Source organism: Lacimicrobium alkaliphilum (assembly GCF_001466725.1).
GTDB lineage: Bacteria > Pseudomonadota > Gammaproteobacteria > Enterobacterales > Alteromonadaceae > Lacimicrobium > Lacimicrobium alkaliphilum_B.
The window spans coordinates 1,686,551-1,704,525 of record NZ_CP013650.1 but is presented as its reverse complement, the minus strand read 5'-3'; the positions used below and the strand labels follow the sequence as shown (position 1 = coordinate 1,704,525).

The following is a 17,975-nucleotide window of genomic DNA, read 5'->3' as shown; positions in this document are numbered from 1 at the left end:
GGGTGAGGAAAAATTTTAATCAGATGCTGGACAGGAATATTTAACTGTATATAGTTACAGTTAACTGTATAGGTAAACAGGGGTTCAGGATGCTGGTACAACTTTCTATTCGACATTTTGCTATCGTTCAGTCTCTCGACATTGAGTTCGCACAGGGCATGACAGCCGTTACCGGCGAGACCGGCGCCGGTAAATCTATAGCCATTGATGCCCTCGGGCTGTGTTTAGGCGACAGAGCCGAAGCGTCAATGGTCCGAAAAGGCGCAAAAAAAGCCGAGATCACGGCCAGCTTCACTCTGGATGATTTACCTTCGGCCAGGCGCTGGCTCAGTGAACAGGACATGGACACCGAGGAATGTATCATCCGCCGCGTGATCTCCGCCGAAGGGCGCTCTAAAGCCTACATCAACGGTATCCCCGCCTCACTGCAACAACTTAAGGTGCTGGGTAACCTGTTGATCAGCATTCATGGTCAGCATGCCCATCAGCAACTGCTCAAGGCTGATAATCAGCGCCGCATTGTGGATGATTTTGCCGCTCATCAACCGCTGCAGGAAAAGGTCCGACAGGCCTTTGAACAGTTGCAAAAAAGTAAGCAGGACTATCAGGCCTTGCTGCAAAACCGGGAGCATCGCGAAGCACGCCGTCAGCTACTTGAATATCAGGTACAGGAACTCAATGACTTTGCCATCGAGGAAGAAGAGTTTGCCAGCCTGGAGAAAGAGCACAAACGCCTCAGCCACAGCCAGAGTTTGCTTGAGCAGTCACAACTGAGTTTTCACCAGCTATACGATGACGATGAAATCAATGCCCTGTCTCTGATTCAGCATGCGGTAGACAGGTTGTCTGAGTTGCAGGAGCAGGATGCCAGCCTGGTACCTATTATCGAGCTGCTTTCTGAGGCCAGTATTCAGATAGACGAAGCGGCCGTGCAACTGCGCGACTATGTGGAAGGGCTGGAAATCGATCCACTGCGGATGCAACAGGTAGAAGAGCGCTTTTCCAAGGCTATGGAACTGGCCCGTAAGCATCAGGTGGTGCCGGAAAATCTGTATCAGCACCATCAGCAGTTATTGCAGGAATACCAGCAATTACAGCAGGATGATGACCGCCTTGAACAGCTGGCTGACAAGCTCGACGTACTCAGACAGGATTATGTTCAGCAGGCACAGGCACTGAGCCAGTCCAGACAACAGGCCGGTAATAAACTGGCCGCTGAGATTGAACAGCGTATCCGTAAAATGAACATGGCCCAGGCCTGTGTCGAGGTGGAAGTGGAATTCGACCCCAGTGCCACCATCAGCCGCCACGGACTGGATCAAATTCACTTACTGGTTGCCACTAACCCGGGGCAGCCACCAGAGGTGCTGGAAAAAGTGGCCTCCGGGGGTGAATTATCCCGTATTGGCCTGGCGGTACAGGTGATCACCAGCCACCAGGTGCCCACCCTGATATTTGATGAAGTCGATTCCGGCATCAGCGGCCCTACCGCTTCTGTTGTCGGCCAGTTGCTGCGTAAGCTCGGTGAAAAGGCCCAGGTGCTTTGTGTGACCCATCTGCCGCAGGTGGCAGCCAGTGCTCACAATCAGATGCTGGTGACTAAATTCAGTGACGGCAGTACCACAGAGACCCATATGCAGGCACTGGAGCAGGAACAAAGAGTGGAAGAGCTGGCCCGTTTGTTAACCGGCGATAAGCTCACCCCAACTGCTCTGGCCAATGCCAGGGAACTTCTCGCAGGTTAAGCGCTCTTAAACGGCGCCCCGGCTGTATGAAAAATAAATCTGTCGGGGCTTTATGTTTTATCCCGGCGATCTGGCGTAGACAGTTTCCCGGCAAAAAGTTAGGATGCAGCCACTCAGTGAAGACCGAATTACTATGACCTATAAAAAACTCTTAATCAGCCTCGTCCTTATCTTCAGCCTGCAAGCCTGTCAGAGCTGGATTTACCGTATTGATATTCCCCAGGGTAACTATCTGGATCAGGATGATATCGATAAACTGCGGGTACAAATGAGCAAGGAACAGGTGGCTTTTATACTCGGCAAACCCGTGGTGGAAGATGCCTTCAATGAAGACAAATGGTATTACGTTTACACCATGAAACGCGGTATGAGCGGTGAAGATGTGCGTAAAGAGCTGATTCTGGAGTTTGAAGAGGGTGCGCTGACCACCATGCAGGGTGATTTTGACCAGCCAGAGAGTTTTAATACCCCACTGGATCCGCAACCAGAATAATACCCAGCATAAAGAATATCGGGCTGGCCACAAATCAGCCCGGGACTACTCTGCCCCCTGCTCTTTTCGTTTTAAGGGATTCACCCGGCCGCCGGTGACTTTGTCAGCGCGGCCTTCCTGTTTGGCTTTCTCCGCCCTGCGCCGTCTGACTTCCTTGGGATCGGCGATCAGTGGCCGGTAGATGGCGATTCGATCCCCTTCTTTGGGCTGATCATCGAGTTTACAGCTTTTGTACCAGATACCGACTTTACTGTTTTGCAGATCGATCTGCGGAAAACGACGCAGTATCCCCGAGGCCTTAATCGCCTGCTCAACCGTAGCCCCCTGCTCTACCACCACCTCCAGCAACGCCTGCTGATCCGGTAAGGCATAGGTCACTTCCAGGCGAATCTGTTTATCTGTCACCGTAAACCTCCCTGGCCCGCTGGGTAAAGGCCGCCACCATATTACTGGCAACGCTGCTGAAGATTTTTCCAAATGCCGCCTGAGCCAGACGACTGGCAAATTCAAACTGCAGATCCAGTTCGATTTTACAGGCATCCTCAGACAAGGGCGTAAAGCGCCAGCCGCCGGTTAAATGGCTGAAAGGACCCTCAATCAGTTCCATACGAATATATTCACCGCGCTTAAGCTGGTTTTGGGTGGTGAACCACTGGCGCAAACCGCCTTTACTGATCAGGATCGAGGCTTTCATATGGTTTTCATCGGCTTCATGCACCCTTGTCTCGGCGCAACCGGGCAGAAACTGCGGATAGGCATCAACATCGTTGACCAGATCAAACATGGACTCAGCACTGTAGCTAACCAGTGCACTACGATTCACATTCGCCATCAAAACTCCCTTACTACGCTCCACCCAAAAAAAGGAGCAACACGGATATAACGACAGGCCTGCCAGCCGCTAATAAAAAATTCGTTGCAGTATAACCCTAATTTGCTTCAAGATGCAGGCCCGCTACAGCTTTTACCGCTGAGGATACTGGTGCTTTAAGGCAACTTGAGTATAATACCGCCGATGAACAAAAAGACGAACAAATCCAAACAAAGCAGCACCATTGCGCTGAATAAAAAAGCCCGCCACGAGTATTTCCTCGAAGATAAGTTCGAAGCAGGTCTGTCACTACAGGGCTGGGAAGTCAAAAGCATCCGTGCCGGTAAGGTCAACCTCTCCGACAGTTATGTGATTATCCACAATGGCGAAGCTTTTTTACTGGGCTGCAGTATTCAGCCGCTGAAGGAAGCCTCCAGCCATGTGGTGTGCGATCCTGACCGATCCCGTAAACTGCTGTTAAAACAACGGGAAATCAATCGCCTGATCGGTGCCCGTGAACGTCAGGGCTATTCGATAGTCGCTACCGCCATGTACTGGAAGAAGTGCTGGGTAAAGGTAGAAATCTACCTTGCCAAGGGTAAACACAACCAGGACAAGCGGGATACGGTGAAAAACCGTGACTGGGAACGCCAGAAAGAACGAATTATGAAGCACAGCGCCTAAATTTTTATTCTCAGGGCCTTGAATATGGTACACTGTAGCCTCACATAGTCGTTGTGTGAAAGATTTCGGGGCTGATTTTGGATTCGACAGGATTCTGGACGCCCGAGGTGCATGCAGAGGAGCGGTTGGCCTCTTTAAAAAGCCGCATTTAAAGTAGTCGCAAACGACGAAAACTACGCTCTCGCCGCTTAATAACCGGCCGTGAGCCCTTCCACTCAAACTTCGTTCATGGGTAGAGGTTCGGAAGGTCATCAACATGAACTAGCGAGGGAAACCCGCCTGGGGTTGAACCGCGAAATAGAATCAGGACCGCTATGAGAAATCCTGTTTGTCGGAGTTCGAAATAGTTAAATAAAAGACAAAATAAGCATGTAGTACCAACGGTAGACGCTTTCTGGACGGGGGTTCAAGTCCCCCCAGCTCCACCAAATAACAAACCCTGTGCCGCAAGGCATGGGGTTTTTTATTGGCCGCTTTATACCACCTGCCTGTTTGTTGCTTAGCTGATTCACATTGACAAACGTCCCATTTTGGGACTATTCTCGTTTTATGAGAATAATAGCCTTGTCCACACTGAAAGCATTCTGGGAAAATAATCCTGACTGTCTGGATGCTAAAGAGCCGACACTGGCCTGGTATCGTCATGCACTGGCTGCTGACTGGGGTACACCGGCTGATGTGAAACAGGACTTCAGAAATGCCAGTATCCTCAAAGATGGGCGTGTGGTTTTCAATATCGCAGGCAATAAGTACCAACTGGTCGTTTGGAGCAACTACGCCTATCGAGTCGTATACATCCGTTTTATTGGCACTCATGTGCAGTACGATAAAATTGATGCCCAAACGATTTAGCCTGGCACCTCGCAGTTAACAGGGGTTGGAGAGCGTTAATTATGAACATTAAACCAATTAGAACTGATGCCGACTATCAGGCGGCATTAAAAGAGATTGAGGGCCTGATGATGGCCAAAACGGATACGCCGGAAGGTGAAAAGCTTGATGTCATGGTCACATTGATCGAGGCTTATGAAGCGAGGCATTTTCCTATGGAATTGCCGGATCCTGTTGAGGCCATAAAATTCGAAATGGAACGCAAAGGCCTAACCGTAAAAGATCTTGAGCCAATGATCGGCAAAAGCAATCGCGTTTATGAGATCCTGAATCATAAGCGTTCACTGACCTTAAAAATGATCTGGAGACTTCATCAAGGCCTGGGTATTCCTGCTGAATCACTGATCAAACCACCTCAGACACATCTTTGATTTTTTCTCGTAAAAATAAATTATCTAATCCAAAAGGGATAAAAAATAGTCGTTGTTCATAGTGGGCATTGGCACTAGAATCCGCGCCGATTCGCTCAGACATAGGCACAGCAAACAAAAGAGATCTCAAGGTGGATAAGGCAGAATTCGTACAGATCCGTAAATTTATCGTCAAACTTGGCAAGATGCTACACAAGTACGGCACCCCTGCGTTTCGTCAGGAAGCCCATCTGACAGAAGTGGCCACCTATCTGGGTGTGCATGCCTCTTTTATCTCCACCCCCACTTCCATGACTTTTGTGATCTGGAGCGATAAGCACGAGGACGAATACACCCATGCCGCACGGGTTCAGCCCGGCGACCTGGATCTTGGCTCTCTGGCCCGTACCGATGAGCTGGTCACTCAGTTACTGGAAGGCAAACTAAGCCTGAGTGAAGCAGACCGGCTGCTGGATGAAATCAATGCCCTGCCTAACCCTTATGGCAAGCTGATCACCGGTACCGCATTTTGCCTCTCCACCGGCGCCTTTGCCATGTTGTTGGGTTCAAGCTGGAACGATGTGCTCTGGTCGGCCGCTATTGGCCTGGTGGTGTACCTGTGGGTGCTGTGGGCGGCAAAGTCCAAACGGGTCACCCATATGCTGGAGCCTGTGGTAGCGCTGGTATCCGGGCTGCTGGCCTGTGCCATCAGCAATTATGTGGATGCCAGTATTAATATCCGCCTGGTGGTGTTGTCGTCGATTATTGTGTTTATTCCGGGTCTGGCGCTGGCTCTTGGACTGGCCGAGTTGTCTGCCCGGCACCTGGTTTCGGGTACAGCGCGGGTGATGGATGCCCTGATGATGCTGTTTAAGCTCTATTTCGGGGCGTTTCTGGGGATTTCCTTAGGCTTTGGACTGTTTGGTCAGAGTGAATTTATTGCACCTGAACCCTTGCCAAGATGGACAGCCTGGTTTGCCATTATGCTGCTTTGCACGGCATTGGTGGTGCTGTTCAGAATTCGCATCAGGCATGCTCCCTGGGCCTTGTTATCGGGCTTTATTGCCTATGGTACCAGTATCCTCAGCGCTCCCTATCTGGCCTTTGGGCTGGCCACCTTTGCCGGTGCCTTCGCGGTAGGTGTTTATTCAAATCTGTTTACCCGATTTGCCAATGCCCCGGCCAGCATAGTGATCATGCAGGGCCTGATCGTACTGGTGCCCGGCTCCAAAACTTATATAGGTCTGAATTCCTTTGTCGAAGGGCAGGATTTTGTCAAAGCTGAGCATGTGGGTCAGGAAACCTTTCTGATTTTTATGTCGCTGGTTGCAGGATTAATTTTTGCCAATGCAGTCATGCCGACAAAAAAGGCGTTATAAAAATCAGCGCACCGTTATTTCAGGTTGAAAACAAGCTGGCTGGTTTCTCACTCCTGATTTGTGCAGCAAGAGTTTGTGGCGTAGCATCATTGGATACTGCCGTTCAGTTTATGCTCCGGGAGAGTCATCATGTCACAACAATATCAGTGCTGGCACTGCGGCGAAACGTTGGCAGATCTGATTCTGCCCATGTCCCGGCGGGAAGTCTGTGCACAATGTCAGGCTGATCAGCATGTGTGCAAAATGTGCGAACATTTCGGCCACAGAGGCTGTGATGAAGACCGCGCCGAGTCACAATCCGATACCGAAAAAGCCAACTTTTGCGATTACTTTAAGCCTGCCACTGATGCTTACAAAGGGGGTTATCAGGATAAATCCCAACGCGCCAAAGCGGAACTGGCGGCCCTGTTTGGTGATGCCCCGCCTGAACAAGAACGGAATAAAGAAGATGCCCCCCTGACCCCGGCTGAACTTGCCGAGAAAAAACTACGAGAGATGCTTGGCGGTAATAACTGACGGCCAGCACGCCGTGATAATTCAGCTCATACAGAGTCTGTGATTACTTCAGGGGCTAACTCGCTCCAGCACTGCTTTTGGTTTGATATTTGCTTACCTGATTAATTGAATAAGGCGAAGAGACAACAGCAAAGCAGTGGCGACTGCCGTTAAGCCCGGACACAACACAGTTCACCTGTCTTCTCCGAAAATGTGCCCTGACACCCGGGCAAATTATTGCCGCCTGTTACTCCTCATCTCGGCAAGCCAACGACCCGATACAAAAGGAAAGCAGCATGATCGACAGTATTCAGTTCAGCGACAGATCTATCACATTGTTGAACCGACGCCAGCTTAGTCAGGATGAAATTCAGCAGTTTGGTGCATTGCTGGAGCAAGCCAGAAGTGAATCAGGCAGCGCTAAACAGCGTCTTCTGGCAATGTCCCCCGAGCAACTGGCGCTGCTGCAAAAAGCCAATTCACTGGCTGATCCGATTAATCCTCGCGGGCTGTCAGAAGAAGGAGCGGCCAACCTGCTAAGCCAGCCAGATCATTCAGATAAGGTTGATCTGAACAATGATGGCATTGTCGAGGTAGGCCTGGCCCGCTCAATTATTTTCCCACCGGTGAATGCGCCCGAACACGTCAAAATCGCATGGGATAAAGCCACCGAGGGCATGAGTGAGATGGAAAAGGGATTACAGGGATTTCATATGCACCTTGCCATCTACGGGATTCAGATTGAGGGCATGCCTCAGAAACCGGTACTGCCACCAGAGCAGCAGTGGGGCCAACAAGGTGTCGCACAGTTTTTCGGTCTGTTACGCGGTAATCTTGAGTTTCGGGTCAGCCGAGAAGGCTGGACTGAGCAAAATCGGGAGCTTAAAACGCTTTATGACCGTTTCGAAGATCAGCTTAATGCGATTCCAGCCACCTCAAACCAGGCTGCTGCAAGTGACAGCAATCGTGCTGGCCAGACGACGAATCAGGATCAGGCCAGGCAGAGCACTGCCGTCACTGACAGTACGCACAAGGATATTATTCAACTGCTGATTGACGCCAGAATGGGGATTGATCGCGAAAAGCTCAATGAAATTGAAGAGCGTATTCAGGCTGTCAGCAATGATGACAGTTTGAGCAGTGAACAGAAGAAGCAACTGATCAGCATGCTTGAAAAGCAAAAAGAAGCCCTGTTAGAAGAGGCGCAACGTAACACCGTAGAAAACGAAAAGCGCAAAGCGTTGTTATCAGCCAATGGAGCGCTGTATGAACAACTCAAAGAAAGTACGCTCTATCAAATCTGATAAAAACAGAATTTTGATATTGGAAAGTTGCCGGTAATCAAAATACGGACAGACGATCAGTCGCTTTGTATGGTCGACGGCAAACTCCGGGTTAATCCATCGGAGCCCCTCCCCCAGGTCCAGGGATTTGGCATAAGTGCGGCCCATAACAATATGCACGCAATCAGGACGGTTAGTAAGATCAGGCGGTGTAAATAACAGTGCCGTGTTACTGCCCTGTTGCAGTAAACTGTTATCCCGATATTGCTGCCAGCTTCTGAAGTTCCGTTTGAATCCGAAAGACGGCGGCAGGGTAAAAGCTAACTTGGCATAAACATTAAACACTTTACGCCAGCCGTTGCCACAGTGCTGACCAATCCGCAGAATATCCTCCTGAGTAAGAGCAACAATTCCAGCTTTACCGAATTCATGATCGGGGCGATTGCCAATATATACCCTGAATCTGGCGTTGTGGTCACCCAGCCCGTTAATACCATAATGCGCCATTAGCTTTGCCATCGCAGACAGGGCCATACCTTTATGGTGACGGCAAATAACCATCCAAATGGCGCAGGGCCATAGAGTTTCAACATAACATCAGGGTTTAAAATTGGCTTTTCTCCAGATCCATTGCTGCCCTTTTGCGCCGCTTTCATCTTCTATCCGGGCCGTTAACTGGTCGCCAGACACAGAATAAATTATCCTTTGAGGAAAATCGTGCTCAAGGTTTTCAAACACTGCTTTAGAATCGGTTACTTCTTTAAGTATAAAGGGCACAGGAACTGATCCTCCGGGGCTGGCCAGGTAAACAATGGATGAATCAGATTCTGCAATCCGCAGGTACTCGAAAGCGGAGCGGCCATTGGCATAAACACTTCGGTTAAGCCCCACCATCATACCGCCTGAAGCAGGCATCCAGAGTTCTTCAAGCGTGGCTCCGCCCTCAGAAGAAACCCAGTAGCCCGACATCCAGTTCAGGTCTTCAAGGGTTTGTGCTTTCGAGCTTACTGACAGCGTGAGTATCAGTAAACCGGGTAAGAAAAAGGTTGTTTTCATCACCCGGCCCGATTAAGCGCCTGGCTGGCCTGAGCATCCAGTTCCTGTTGCAGCGCCGGATCCAGTCGCATTTGCCGTGCCAGTTCCTGCAGGTAAGAGCGCTCCATATAATTCTGTTCATCCACAACCAGCAAACTGGCCAGATACATCTCGGCAGCGACCTCCGGGGTACTGGCAGCACCAGCCACCTCAGCCGGGTCGAGGGGTTTAGCCAGTTCCTGCTGCAACCACTGGCGGGTGTCCTGCTGATTGTCCAGTTTGGCCATTTCTTCATTAATCAGTTGCCGCTCCCGTTCATCGATATGTCCATCTGATTTAGCAGCACCGATTAATGCCCGCAAAATGGCCAGAGCATGTTGTTCGGCCTGGGCATCGGGCAACCGGTCAATGGTTTGCGGCTCGGCTGCGGCCATATTCTGTTTTTTCTGATAGCTTGAATAAGCCTTGTAAGCCACTACGCCCAGTGCAGCCAGGCCGCCATAGGTCAGTACCTTGCCGCCAAGCTTACGCCCTTTTTTGCTACCTAACAGCAGCCCTAAAGCACCACCGGTTACCGCACCGCCACCAAAACCGGACATCAGGTCCGATAAGCCGCCTCCCTGCCCTTTGCCGCTGGCAGCGTTTTTTTGATTTTTCACCTGCCCCAGCAACTGATCACCGGATTTCATTAACTGATCGAGTAACCCTCTGGTATTCATAAGCACCTCTGTAGGATGTTTGTTAAACCGATTTCAAATCTATTATGCACGGTCACAGCCAGGCGTAGCTAATAAGTACGCAGCAAAATTGTAAAAGTTCTTTTTACGGTGATAAGGGGCTGATATCGGGAAGACATAGTCTTTTTATTTTGCCGCTGGTAAACTTTTGCCTTCCTTGATTAGCAGTTGGCCTCAATGACCTTTCATTCCCCTCCCAGACAATATTTATGGATATGGTTAGTGTGCCTGGGTGCTTTTTTCTGTGTCTGGCTGTATTTAATTATCGGTCAGAAGCTTTGGTCAGAGGCTGTTGCCCACTGGCCGATGGCACTGGCGATGGCCATCGGCAGCTATGCGGCAGGATCCACACCAATGGGGGGCGGCACCGTTGGTTTTCCGGTACTGGTATTGCTATTCGATCTGCCTGCCAGCCTGGGGCGTGATTTCAGTTTCGCGATTCAGTCAATCGGCATGGTCAGCGCCAGCATTTTATTCTGTGCCGCCGCCAGCCGCTGGCCTGGGCCATTTTGCAGGGTGCCATGTTAGGTGCGCTGGTGGGCACTCCCCTGGGTATTTTCTTTATCGCCCCTTATATTCCTGAACTGTGGATTAAGCTCACCTTTGCCGTGGTCTGGGCGAGCTTTGGTCTGCTGCATTTATACCGGCTAAATGAAATTGCCGGGCATAGTGGCATGACAGAATTTGATGAGAACTGGGATTTCCGTCTTGGTCTGTGGCTGGGTTTGCTGGCCGGCGCTACCGTCGCCGCCGTCACCGGAGTCGGTATCGATATGGTGTTGTACACGGCGCTGGTATTGCTGTGCCGCGCCGACCTGAAAATTGCCATTCCCTCTTCCGTGGTAATTATGGCCTATACCTCTGTGCTGGGCGTATTGGTAAAGACCACAGTCGGAGACGGACTGCAGCCTGGCACCTTTGAAAACTGGCTGGCAGCGGCCCCGGTAGTGGCTATCGGGGCGCCGCTGGGCGTCTTTATTGTTGACCGTATTGGTCGCAAACCCACACTATTAGTGGTAGCTACACTCTGTGTTGGCCAGTTTGTGTGGACTTTGTTTAACGAACAAAAAACGCTTGGCATTACCGGCACTCTTATATCGCTGCTGGCTGTAGCAGTTTGTTTATGGGGTTTCGAAGGCTTGCGCCGCTGGGGAGCGAGGCTGGTCGGCGAACAAATAGAGCAACCTGAAGAAAAAAAGCCTGAAAATTCAACCAATACTGCAAAAAAGCTGGCCGAAGAGAGAAGCCGGTAATCTTTACGTCAGCCCTTTAGTCACAAGGGCTGAACGTATTTAGTTTTATCCCTGCACAGCATTATAAGTATCATTTCTCATACCAGGGTACCAAACTGCCCCCTGTTTGCCCGTGCTGCTTTTTCATACGATAGCTTCCGTCAAGACAGTTACACTTTAAAAACTTAAGAGGCAACATTATGAAAAAGTCAGCAATCGCAATTATCACTACCCTTTCTGCTCTGGTTTTCGCTCCTGCGAGTTTCGCAGATATTAACGACGACCTGGCAAACATCTGCACTATCGTGAAAAACGATGACAAATCTGAACTGCGTAAGAAACTGCGTCAGGTTCAGGACGACTACAGACTGCGCCTGGGTGATTACTACACCGGCATCAGCTGTGGCGGTAGCAGCCTTATTCGTTACTCAATGGAGAACAACTCTGTTGAAACCGGTACCTACATGATCAAGCGCATGAGCAAAACCGATCTGACCGGTGCCGAAAAAGATGGTATGGAACTTAAGCAGTGGGCCGAAAACAACGGTCATCTGAGCACCGAAATCGGCCAGGAACTGCTGTCACGTATCAGCTAACATTTTAAACTCTCCCTGTTTTCTTAATCCCGCCAACTGGCGGGATTTTTTTATTTTGTAGTGCTGGTAAGGTGATATGCTTCGGCAAGAGCCTGTATTGACAGACTTTCCTCCAGCAGAAAGAGATCGAAGCGCTCCAGCATATCCAGAGCCTCAATGGTGGAAACATGGTACCAAACGCTGGACTGGGGCAAAGATTCTGCCACCACCAGAGTCTCCTCCAGGCCCAAATCGCCAAGATGATGCATAGCAACATGGTATTCCACTTCAGCGGCGTCCACTCTGCCTTTGAGCGCCATCATCGCAGCCGTTCGGGTATTCTGTACTTCTACAAACTGATAACCATATTGCGACTGCAGCGGCATCCATTTAGTGGGCGTAAACCCCCGTACAATAGATACAGAGCTTAACTGATCAAGGCTGATATCTTTATTTTCCGGTAACACCAGCGCCACACCCCAGTTTGATATCACTGGCTGACTGTAGTGCCTGCCATCGTCACCTTCTCTCAACGCCTGCCATTTTGGGTTATCAGGGTAAACAAAATCCACCGAGCCATGCACTTCTTTTGACAAGCGCTTAACCGGCAACGGCACAAACTCCAGTTCAAGCTGGTTGGTTTTTGCAAATAAGCGGAACAAGTCGCCGGCAAAACCGCGCAGCGTACCGCTGGTAAAGTCATAGTGGGGATAATGGTTAATGGCCTGCACACCAATGGTTAATTTCTGCTTTGTGGCCGGTGGCTCAGCATAAGACATGCAGCTAACGGTAAGCAGTCCTGCCAGACAAATCACTTGGCGCAAATCTTTACCCCCGTTGTGGTCACAACACCGTAATGTATGAGACATTATTCAATAGTATTACAGTAAGTTAAGCTGAGCATATTGCAACATTATGGAGCCGAATATGGGTAAAGGTACACATGAGTATCAGGATGACCCCAGAAACCAGAATATCCTGATTAATATCAATGGTGAGTTATTCCCACGACAAGACGCAAAAATCTCAGTATTTGACAGCGGTTTTATTCTTGGTGATGGCGTATGGGAAGGGATCCGCCTGCATCATGGCAAGCTGGCTTTTATTGATCAGCATATGAAGAGACTCTACGACGGTGCCAAGGCACTGGATATGGATATTGGCATTGACCCACAGGAAATGATTCAGCGTATTAAAAGCACCTGTGACGCCAATGAAATGCATGACGGGGTACATATTCGTTTAATGGTAACCCGGGGTGTTAAAGCCACCCCCTATCAGGATCCACGCATGACTGTAGGCGGCGCGACTATCGTGATTATCGCGGAATTTAAAACGCCGCTGGTACAACCTGATTTTTCCGGTATCCGGCTGTTTACCAGCCATGTGCGCCGGGGCTACCCCGATGTGCAGGATCCAAAGCTGAATACCCATTCCAAGCTGAACTGTATTTTTGCCTGCATTCAGGCCGCCAAGGCCGGGGCCGACGAATCACTGATGCTCGACCCCCATGGTTTTGTCGCGACCTGTAATTCCACCCACTTCTTTATCATTCGCGAAGGCGAGGTCTGGACCTCCAGCGGCGACTATTGCCTGGACGGTATTACCCGGCGCAATGTGATCAATCTGTGCAAACAGCAACAAATCCCGGTCTATGAAAAGAATTTTAGTCTCAGTGAGGTGTATGGCGCCGATGAGGCCTTTGTCACCGGCACCTTCGCCGGCCTGACGCCGGTGCGAGAAGTGGACGGACGAAAGATTGGCCAAGGTGAAAACCCCATGATCAGACAACTTCAGCAGCATTATATTGAGCTTATCGAACAACATAGCAAAGGTGAGGCATGACAATACGGATAGCCATGTGGTCAGGACCACGTAATATCTCTACCGCGATGATGAGAAGCTGGGAAAACCGCCCTGATACACAAGTGGTGGATGAACCCTTTTACGCCAGCTTTTTAACTCAGACCGGGGCTGTTCATCCTTACCAGCAGGAAATATTAGCCGCGCAGAACAGTGACTTTGACGCTGTGGCCCGTGAGCTGAGCCAGGGGCCGGTATCCTCTGCGCTGCAATACCAGAAACAGATGACCCATCATATTCCCGAGCAGGCAGATATGAGCTGGTGTGCATCATTACGCCACTGTTTTCTAATCCGTCATCCGGCCAAAGTGGTGGATTCTTACACCCGCAGTATGGGCCAGTGCGACGCCGCCGACATAGGTATTGAACGTCAGTACACACTGTACCAGCAACTTTGTGAGATCAGTGCTCAGAACATTCCGGTGGTGGACTCTGATGCACTGTTAGGTTCTCCTGAGCCTATGCTAAAAGCCATCTGTAAAGCGCTGGATGTGTCATTTTACCCACAGATGCTGAGCTGGCCAAAAGGTAAGCGCGATTCAGATGGTGTGTGGGCACCACACTGGTATCACTCGGTAGAAGACTCAACCGGTTTTGGTGGCCCGCGCGATACCTTACCCGAACTGACAGCACAGCAGCAGGCAGTGGCAGACAGCTGTATGCCGTTTTATCAGGAAATGAAGCAACGGGCGCTGGCGCCCTGAAATGGGCATTCCAGCTTATAGGACGAGCAGGTTAGTACAGGCAGGGATGCCAGGTTTTTAAGAACTGTCCTGAGGTCAATCCAGATCCTTAAGGGGCCAGCTGACAATATAATCTTCAAAATCATCCAGTGAATGTTCGTCATCTGGTACGGTTTTGCCTCTTACCGACATACCGGCCTTGTGCATGGCGGATTTTTTCCCTTTATGCAGAAGTGGGTGCCATGAGGGCAATCCCCGACCCTCATAAACCCGCCGATAACTGCAGCTTTGCGGCATAAAGAAAATATCTTTGAGGTTGTCTTTGGTCAGCTTGACACAGTCAGGCACCAGTTGGGTGCGCTTTTGATACTGGGTACACTGACAGCTTTTGGTGTTCAGTAAATGGCAAACGATATTGGTATAGTGAATCTCTTCACCAGCGTTAATCTCCGCTGTAGATTCCCCCTGCCCTTCATCGTCTTCGATAAACTTCTGTAGACAGCATTTGCCGCAGCCATCACACAGGGCTTCCCATTCCCTGTCGTTCATCTGTTCCAGCGTCTTATTCTCCCAGAATTTATCTTCAGTCACGGCTCACCACACTGGCTTTCGCCTGCAGTAAATCACTCAGGCTGGCATGCAGAAGGTCGCCTGTGCGCAGCGGCCCGACACCTTTTGGTGTACCTGTCAGCACGATGTCACCGGGTAACAGGGTAAAAACACGGGAAATCTCACCGATCAGTTCCGCTATCGGGTACATCATCATCTTAGTATTGCCCTGCTGGCGCACAGACTGATTGACCTGCAGGGTAAAATCAATATTCGTTTCGTCAGTTATTCTCGCCGCCGGTATAAAATCACTGACCGGGCAACTGCCATCAAAGGCTTTGGCCCGCTCCCAGGGTTGCCCTTTGGCCTTAAGATCACTTTGCACCTCACGCAGGGTCAGATCCAGTGCCAGCCCATAACCCCAGATCGCTTCCTTAACCTGTGCAGGTTGGGCATGGCTGAGTTTGTTTTTTATCAACACCGCCACTTCCAGCTCATTGTGACATTCTCCCTGATCTGCAGGGATTGCAAGGTCACCTGCAAAGCGCTGCAGTGAGGTAGAAGGTTTGATAAACAATAAGGGCTTGTCAGGCACTTCGTTGTTCAGTTCCTGAATATGATCCAGATAATTGCGCCCGACACAGACTATTTTCCCCACCGGCAACCCGACAGGCTGCCCCTGATTATCCTGATGGACATAATCGCTCATCAGTTCAGCTCAGCGTTGATGCGATCAGATAAATAACCCACAGCACTGCCGAAATAGGTGGAGCGATTCCAGTTCATCAGGCTATGAAAGTTTTTATAAACCAGAAAGATACGGCCCTTTTCATCATCCGGCATAATCAGGCTGGCCCTGACATCACGGCCAGGCAGATCGCTGCCATCATAGCGTCGCACGCCCAGTTCCTGCCATTCAGACAGTCTTTTCATTTTGTCTTTGTCCAGTCCTGCCAGGGAGTAATCAAAGTCTTCCGGCAGACTCACCTGGCGGCCCCAGGTCAGGCTGTCATCCCAGCCCGCTGATTTGAGGTAATTGGCAATTGAGGCGAACACATCGGCCGGATTCTGCCAGATGTCCTTCTTGCCATCGCCGTCAAAATCATAAGCATAGGCATTAAAGGAGGTGGGCATAAACTGACTCTGGCCCATGGCTCCGGCCCAGGAACCAAGAAACTGCTCTTTACTGATATGCCCTTGTTCAAGAATTTTCAGGGCGGCAAACAGCTGCTTTTTAAACAGCGCTTCACGACGCCCTTCATAAGCCAGGGTTGCCAGGGCTGATACCACCGGGTAATCACCCTGAATACGGCCAAAGTTGCTCTCATTACCCCACAGCGCCACGATAAACCGGGGCTGTACGCCAAACTTTTCACCTACCTGCTCGAGCACCTGCTGATGCTCACGGTACTTCTCTACGGCCTGTTTGACTTTCCAGTCAGGCACGCGAGTTGAGAGGTACTTATCCAGGGTGAGTTTAAACTCCGGCTGATTCTTATCAGAACTGACCGCTCGCTCGTAGAACTTGATATCTGCAAAAGCCTGCTCAACAAACTCCTTCTCATAACCCTGCTCAATGGCTTCCTGCTTCAGAGTAGCTACATATTCATCAAAGCTTGGTTTGGCGGCGACAGCCGTACTGATGACAAAGGCCAGTACGCATAAGACTCTGGTCATTAAATAACTCCTGTTATTTGAAGGTTTGTTGCTGTTTGAATTGTGCCAGCAGGTCTTCCTGAGGCGGTGGCAGTTGCAAATAATAACCCTGGCCCTGCAGTGCATCCATGATCTTCTGCGGATCACTGACAGCAAGTCTGGTATCGGCTTTAAGCTGAATCATCATGCTAAGTACAGGCTTACCGAAGCTTTTCATCAGGGCTTCAGGGACTGAGGAAAAGTCATCCCGTTTAGCGACAAACAGATAGGTCTGATCTTTTTTGCTGCTTTTATAAATAGCGCACAACATGCTGGCTGGGTTTCTCCTGTTGGGCTGGTTAATCCCTGACCATCAGCAGGCTGGTAAAATCCGCTCAATGCCTTCTTTTAGCAAGGGTTCACGCCAACCGCTGATAAGATCCGGTTTCAGACCCATTAGTTTACTCTCATCGAGTTCAAACCACAGCCATTTGAGTAATTGATTGAGCTGTTTTTTTGACCCTAACATCTCAATCGGCAAACCATTTTGCAGCGCAACCTTCTCGCACATATCCCTCAGGGCTTTGGAGGTTTTCTTATAAGCCGGAAATTCCACCAGCCTCTCGACTCTCGCCGGGTAATGCTCCGGCGGCAATGCCAGTGCCTGGCTGATGACCTCAAGCAAACTATCGCCATGACGGCGAATATCCTGAGGCATCAGATCGCTAATCCCGTGCAGGGCATTCTTCGAACCAGGCTGACGCCTTGCCAGTTCCAGCATTGCCTGTTCCTTAAGCACAAAGTTAAGGGCAATATCCCGTTTTCTGGCCGTTTGTAATCGCCAGCTCGCCAACTCCTTGAGTACCGCCAGTGCCCGGCCCTTAAGTTGCCAGTTATTCTTTACTGTCAGATAAGCGTATTCCAGCGGTAATTCGGCCTGTTTTTTAGCAATGAGTTGTAATACTTCGGCAAACACCCAGGCCGTTTTTTGTTGCTGTTCAATTTGCTCTGCCAGTTGCGGATAAAGATCAAATAAATACAGCACATCGTTGGCAGCATAATGCAGTTGTTGGGGGCTTAAGGGGCGAGCTAACCAATCGGTACGTGACTCACCTTTATCCAGCGTAACGCCTGACATTTCTTCTACCAGCCTGGCATAGCCCAGCGAAGGCCCCATATTCAGCATGGCTGCGGCCACCTGAGTATCAAAAACCCTTGTTGGCATCACTCCCAGAGCTGATGCAAAAGTTTCCAGATCCTCCGAGCAGGCATGCAACACCTTAATGATGCCCTCATCGGTGAGCAGATTTTTCAGTGGTGAGAGATCACTGATGGCCACCGGATCCACCAGCGCCAGTTGCTGACCATCATAGAGCTGAACCAGGCCGAGTCTGGGGTACAGGGTGCGGGTGCGCACAAATTCTGTATCCACGGCGACAAAGGGTTGCTGTGAGGCCTGACGGCAATAGTCCGCCAGCTCCTGATCTTTTTCGATTAACTGATACTGCATCTGCTTAAATGAAAAAACCGGCTGG

The 17,975-nt window shown here is 50.2% G+C and carries 24 protein-coding genes and 1 other RNA gene; 14 read left to right on the top strand and 11 right to left on the bottom strand.

Translation table 11 applies throughout. From position 1 onward, the window contains the following. Window positions 1–89 precede the first annotated feature (89 nt). Window positions 90–1,745: a DNA repair protein RecN gene (recN, locus tag AT746_RS07795; protein ID WP_062478713.1), complete on the top strand. Its 1,656-nt coding sequence runs from the start codon at window positions 90–92 to the stop codon at window positions 1,743–1,745. 133 nt (window positions 1,746–1,878) lie between these two features. Then, window positions 1,879–2,238 carry an outer membrane protein assembly factor BamE gene (locus AT746_RS07790; RefSeq protein ID WP_062484078.1) on the top strand — a complete coding sequence of 120 codons (360 nt, stop codon included), beginning with the start codon at window positions 1,879–1,881 and terminating at the stop codon, window positions 2,236–2,238. Between the two features lie 45 nt (window positions 2,239–2,283). Here AT746_RS07790 and AT746_RS07785 read toward each other — a convergent pair whose 3' ends face one another. Next, window positions 2,284–2,643 carry an RnfH family protein gene (locus AT746_RS07785; RefSeq protein WP_062478708.1) on the bottom strand — a complete coding sequence of 120 codons (360 nt, stop codon included), beginning with the start codon at window positions 2,641–2,643 and terminating at the stop codon, window positions 2,284–2,286. Further along, window positions 2,633–3,070, bottom strand: coding sequence for a type II toxin-antitoxin system RatA family toxin (locus AT746_RS07780; RefSeq protein WP_062478705.1), 438 nt, complete (start codon window positions 3,068–3,070; stop codon window positions 2,633–2,635). Before AT746_RS07780 ends, AT746_RS07785 begins: the two co-directional genes overlap by 11 nt. A gap of 183 nt (window positions 3,071–3,253) precedes the next feature. Between AT746_RS07780 and smpB the strand changes: the two genes are divergently transcribed. The 7 genes from smpB to AT746_RS07745 all read left to right on the top strand — a co-directional run bounded on the left by smpB (window position 3,254) and on the right by AT746_RS07745 (window position 8,152). After that, entirely contained in the window at window positions 3,254–3,733 is a 480-nt protein-coding gene (gene smpB, locus AT746_RS07775) for an SsrA-binding protein SmpB (protein WP_062478700.1), read from the top strand. Between the two features lie 67 nt (window positions 3,734–3,800). Then, window positions 3,801–4,161, top strand: a transfer-messenger RNA (tmRNA) gene (gene ssrA, locus AT746_RS07770). 121 nt (window positions 4,162–4,282) lie between these two features. Next, on the top strand, window positions 4,283–4,585 hold the full coding sequence (locus tag AT746_RS07765) for a type II toxin-antitoxin system HigB family toxin (protein ID WP_062478696.1): 303 nt from the start codon (window positions 4,283–4,285) through the stop codon (window positions 4,583–4,585). Window positions 4,586–4,626: 41 nt separating this feature from the next. Then, a complete protein-coding gene (locus AT746_RS07760) occupies window positions 4,627–4,995 on the top strand; it encodes a helix-turn-helix domain-containing protein (RefSeq protein WP_062478692.1) in 369 nt (122 codons plus the stop codon). A gap of 131 nt (window positions 4,996–5,126) precedes the next feature. Beyond that, entirely contained in the window at window positions 5,127–6,353 is a 1,227-nt protein-coding gene (locus tag AT746_RS07755; RefSeq protein WP_062478689.1) for a threonine/serine ThrE exporter family protein, read from the top strand. Window positions 6,354–6,482: 129 nt separating this feature from the next. Next, window positions 6,483–6,869: a hypothetical protein gene (locus AT746_RS07750; protein WP_231731045.1), complete on the top strand. Its 387-nt coding sequence runs from the start codon at window positions 6,483–6,485 to the stop codon at window positions 6,867–6,869. A gap of 275 nt (window positions 6,870–7,144) precedes the next feature. Beyond that, window positions 7,145–8,152, top strand: coding sequence for a hypothetical protein (locus tag AT746_RS07745; RefSeq protein ID WP_062478686.1), 1,008 nt, complete (start codon window positions 7,145–7,147; stop codon window positions 8,150–8,152). Here the strand turns inward: AT746_RS07745 and AT746_RS07740 are convergent. The 3 genes from AT746_RS07740 to AT746_RS07730 form a co-directional block, all read right to left on the bottom strand. Beyond that, the gene (locus AT746_RS07740) at window positions 8,096–8,638 is read right to left on the bottom strand and encodes a DUF6942 family protein (protein WP_062478683.1); all 543 of its coding nucleotides are present in this window, start codon (window positions 8,636–8,638) and stop codon (window positions 8,096–8,098) included. The two genes, AT746_RS07745 and AT746_RS07740, sit on opposite strands and share 57 nt — an antisense overlap. A gap of 90 nt (window positions 8,639–8,728) precedes the next feature. Further along, the gene (locus AT746_RS07735) at window positions 8,729–9,187 is read right to left on the bottom strand and encodes a DUF6265 family protein (protein WP_062478680.1); all 459 of its coding nucleotides are present in this window, start codon (window positions 9,185–9,187) and stop codon (window positions 8,729–8,731) included. Then, window positions 9,187–9,885 (bottom strand): tellurite resistance TerB family protein, encoded by a 699-nt coding sequence (locus tag AT746_RS07730; protein WP_062478678.1) that lies wholly within the window; start codon window positions 9,883–9,885, stop codon window positions 9,187–9,189. The genes AT746_RS07735 and AT746_RS07730 overlap by 1 nt, the downstream gene beginning before the upstream one ends. Window positions 9,886–10,080: 195 nt before the next feature. Here AT746_RS07730 and AT746_RS19920 point away from each other — a divergent pair, with 195 nt between their 5' ends. The 3 genes from AT746_RS19920 to AT746_RS07720 all read left to right on the top strand — a co-directional run bounded on the left by AT746_RS19920 (window position 10,081) and on the right by AT746_RS07720 (window position 11,731). After that, a complete protein-coding gene (locus AT746_RS19920) occupies window positions 10,081–10,431 on the top strand; it encodes a hypothetical protein (protein ID WP_197414344.1) in 351 nt (116 codons plus the stop codon). Then, entirely contained in the window at window positions 10,425–11,156 is a 732-nt protein-coding gene (locus AT746_RS07725) for a sulfite exporter TauE/SafE family protein (protein ID WP_197414343.1), read from the top strand. Before AT746_RS19920 ends, AT746_RS07725 begins: the two co-directional genes overlap by 7 nt. A 179-nt stretch (window positions 11,157–11,335) precedes the next feature. Then, window positions 11,336–11,731, top strand: a complete 396-nt coding sequence (locus AT746_RS07720) for a DUF3718 domain-containing protein (RefSeq protein ID WP_231731044.1) — start codon at window positions 11,336–11,338, stop codon at window positions 11,729–11,731. Window positions 11,732–11,781: 50 nt separating this feature from the next. Here the strand turns inward: AT746_RS07720 and AT746_RS07715 are convergent, their stop codons facing one another. Then, window positions 11,782–12,534 (bottom strand): transporter substrate-binding domain-containing protein, encoded by a 753-nt coding sequence (locus AT746_RS07715; RefSeq protein WP_197414342.1) that lies wholly within the window; start codon window positions 12,532–12,534, stop codon window positions 11,782–11,784. Between the two features lie 103 nt (window positions 12,535–12,637). Between AT746_RS07715 and AT746_RS07710 the strand changes: the two genes are divergently transcribed. Then, window positions 12,638–13,555 carry an aminotransferase class IV gene (locus AT746_RS07710; protein WP_062478669.1) on the top strand — a complete coding sequence of 306 codons (918 nt, stop codon included), beginning with the start codon at window positions 12,638–12,640 and terminating at the stop codon, window positions 13,553–13,555. Next, entirely contained in the window at window positions 13,552–14,277 is a 726-nt protein-coding gene (locus AT746_RS07705; protein WP_062478667.1) for a hypothetical protein, read from the top strand. Before AT746_RS07710 ends, AT746_RS07705 begins: the two co-directional genes overlap by 4 nt. A 75-nt stretch (window positions 14,278–14,352) precedes the next feature. On the opposite strand, the gene AT746_RS07700 is transcribed toward AT746_RS07705, so the two are convergent. Genes AT746_RS07700 through rnd form a run of 5 tightly spaced genes read right to left on the bottom strand, consistent with a single transcriptional unit; the run spans window position 14,353 to window position 17,950 of the window. Further along, on the bottom strand, window positions 14,353–14,847 hold the full coding sequence (locus AT746_RS07700; RefSeq protein ID WP_082633189.1) for a YcgN family cysteine cluster protein: 495 nt from the start codon (window positions 14,845–14,847) through the stop codon (window positions 14,353–14,355). After that, window positions 14,840–15,514 carry a fumarylacetoacetate hydrolase family protein gene (locus tag AT746_RS07695; protein ID WP_062478663.1) on the bottom strand — a complete coding sequence of 225 codons (675 nt, stop codon included), beginning with the start codon at window positions 15,512–15,514 and terminating at the stop codon, window positions 14,840–14,842. Before AT746_RS07695 ends, AT746_RS07700 begins: the two co-directional genes overlap by 8 nt. After that, complete coding sequence (locus AT746_RS07690; RefSeq protein WP_062478661.1) at window positions 15,514–16,482, bottom strand: lytic murein transglycosylase; 969 nt, start codon at window positions 16,480–16,482, stop codon at window positions 15,514–15,516. The genes AT746_RS07695 and AT746_RS07690 overlap by 1 nt, the downstream gene beginning before the upstream one ends. Window positions 16,483–16,495: 13 nt before the next feature. After that, on the bottom strand, window positions 16,496–16,771 hold the full coding sequence (locus tag AT746_RS07685) for a YcgL domain-containing protein (protein ID WP_062478658.1): 276 nt from the start codon (window positions 16,769–16,771) through the stop codon (window positions 16,496–16,498). 42 nt (window positions 16,772–16,813) lie between these two features. Beyond that, window positions 16,814–17,950: a ribonuclease D gene (gene rnd, locus AT746_RS07680; protein WP_062478654.1), complete on the bottom strand. Its 1,137-nt coding sequence runs from the start codon at window positions 17,948–17,950 to the stop codon at window positions 16,814–16,816. Window positions 17,951–17,975: the final 25 nt, after the last annotated feature.

Bases quoted from the DNA above. Each gene is read 5' to 3' on its own strand.
- recN (WP_062478713.1), top strand. From the start codon at position 90: ATGCTGGTACAACTTTCTATTCGACATTTTGCTATCGTTCAGTCTCTC.
- AT746_RS07790 (WP_062484078.1), top strand. From the start codon at position 1,879: ATGACCTATAAAAAACTCTTAATCAGCCTCGTCCTTATCTTCAGCCTG.
- AT746_RS07780 (WP_062478705.1), bottom strand. From the start codon at position 3,070: ATGGCGAATGTGAATCGTAGTGCACTGGTTAGCTACAGTGCTGAGTCC.
- smpB (WP_062478700.1), top strand. From the start codon at position 3,254: ATGAACAAAAAGACGAACAAATCCAAACAAAGCAGCACCATTGCGCTG.
- AT746_RS07765 (WP_062478696.1), top strand. From the start codon at position 4,283: ATGAGAATAATAGCCTTGTCCACACTGAAAGCATTCTGGGAAAATAAT.
- AT746_RS07760 (WP_062478692.1), top strand. From the start codon at position 4,627: ATGAACATTAAACCAATTAGAACTGATGCCGACTATCAGGCGGCATTA.
- AT746_RS07750 (WP_231731045.1), top strand. From the start codon at position 6,483: ATGTCACAACAATATCAGTGCTGGCACTGCGGCGAAACGTTGGCAGAT.
- AT746_RS07745 (WP_062478686.1), top strand. From the start codon at position 7,145: ATGATCGACAGTATTCAGTTCAGCGACAGATCTATCACATTGTTGAAC.
- AT746_RS07740 (WP_062478683.1), bottom strand. From the start codon at position 8,638: ATGGCGCATTATGGTATTAACGGGCTGGGTGACCACAACGCCAGATTC.
- AT746_RS07735 (WP_062478680.1), bottom strand. From the start codon at position 9,187: ATGAAAACAACCTTTTTCTTACCCGGTTTACTGATACTCACGCTGTCA.
- AT746_RS07730 (WP_062478678.1), bottom strand. From the start codon at position 9,885: ATGAATACCAGAGGGTTACTCGATCAGTTAATGAAATCCGGTGATCAG.
- AT746_RS19920 (WP_197414344.1), top strand. From the start codon at position 10,081: ATGACCTTTCATTCCCCTCCCAGACAATATTTATGGATATGGTTAGTG.
- AT746_RS07725 (WP_197414343.1), top strand. From the start codon at position 10,425: ATGTTAGGTGCGCTGGTGGGCACTCCCCTGGGTATTTTCTTTATCGCC.
- AT746_RS07720 (WP_231731044.1), top strand. From the start codon at position 11,336: ATGAAAAAGTCAGCAATCGCAATTATCACTACCCTTTCTGCTCTGGTT.
- AT746_RS07710 (WP_062478669.1), top strand. From the start codon at position 12,638: ATGGGTAAAGGTACACATGAGTATCAGGATGACCCCAGAAACCAGAAT.
- AT746_RS07705 (WP_062478667.1), top strand. From the start codon at position 13,552: ATGACAATACGGATAGCCATGTGGTCAGGACCACGTAATATCTCTACC.
- AT746_RS07695 (WP_062478663.1), bottom strand. From the start codon at position 15,514: ATGAGCGATTATGTCCATCAGGATAATCAGGGGCAGCCTGTCGGGTTG.
- AT746_RS07690 (WP_062478661.1), bottom strand. From the start codon at position 16,482: ATGACCAGAGTCTTATGCGTACTGGCCTTTGTCATCAGTACGGCTGTC.
- AT746_RS07685 (WP_062478658.1), bottom strand. From the start codon at position 16,771: ATGTTGTGCGCTATTTATAAAAGCAGCAAAAAAGATCAGACCTATCTG.
- rnd (WP_062478654.1), bottom strand. From the start codon at position 17,950: ATGCAGTATCAGTTAATCGAAAAAGATCAGGAGCTGGCGGACTATTGC.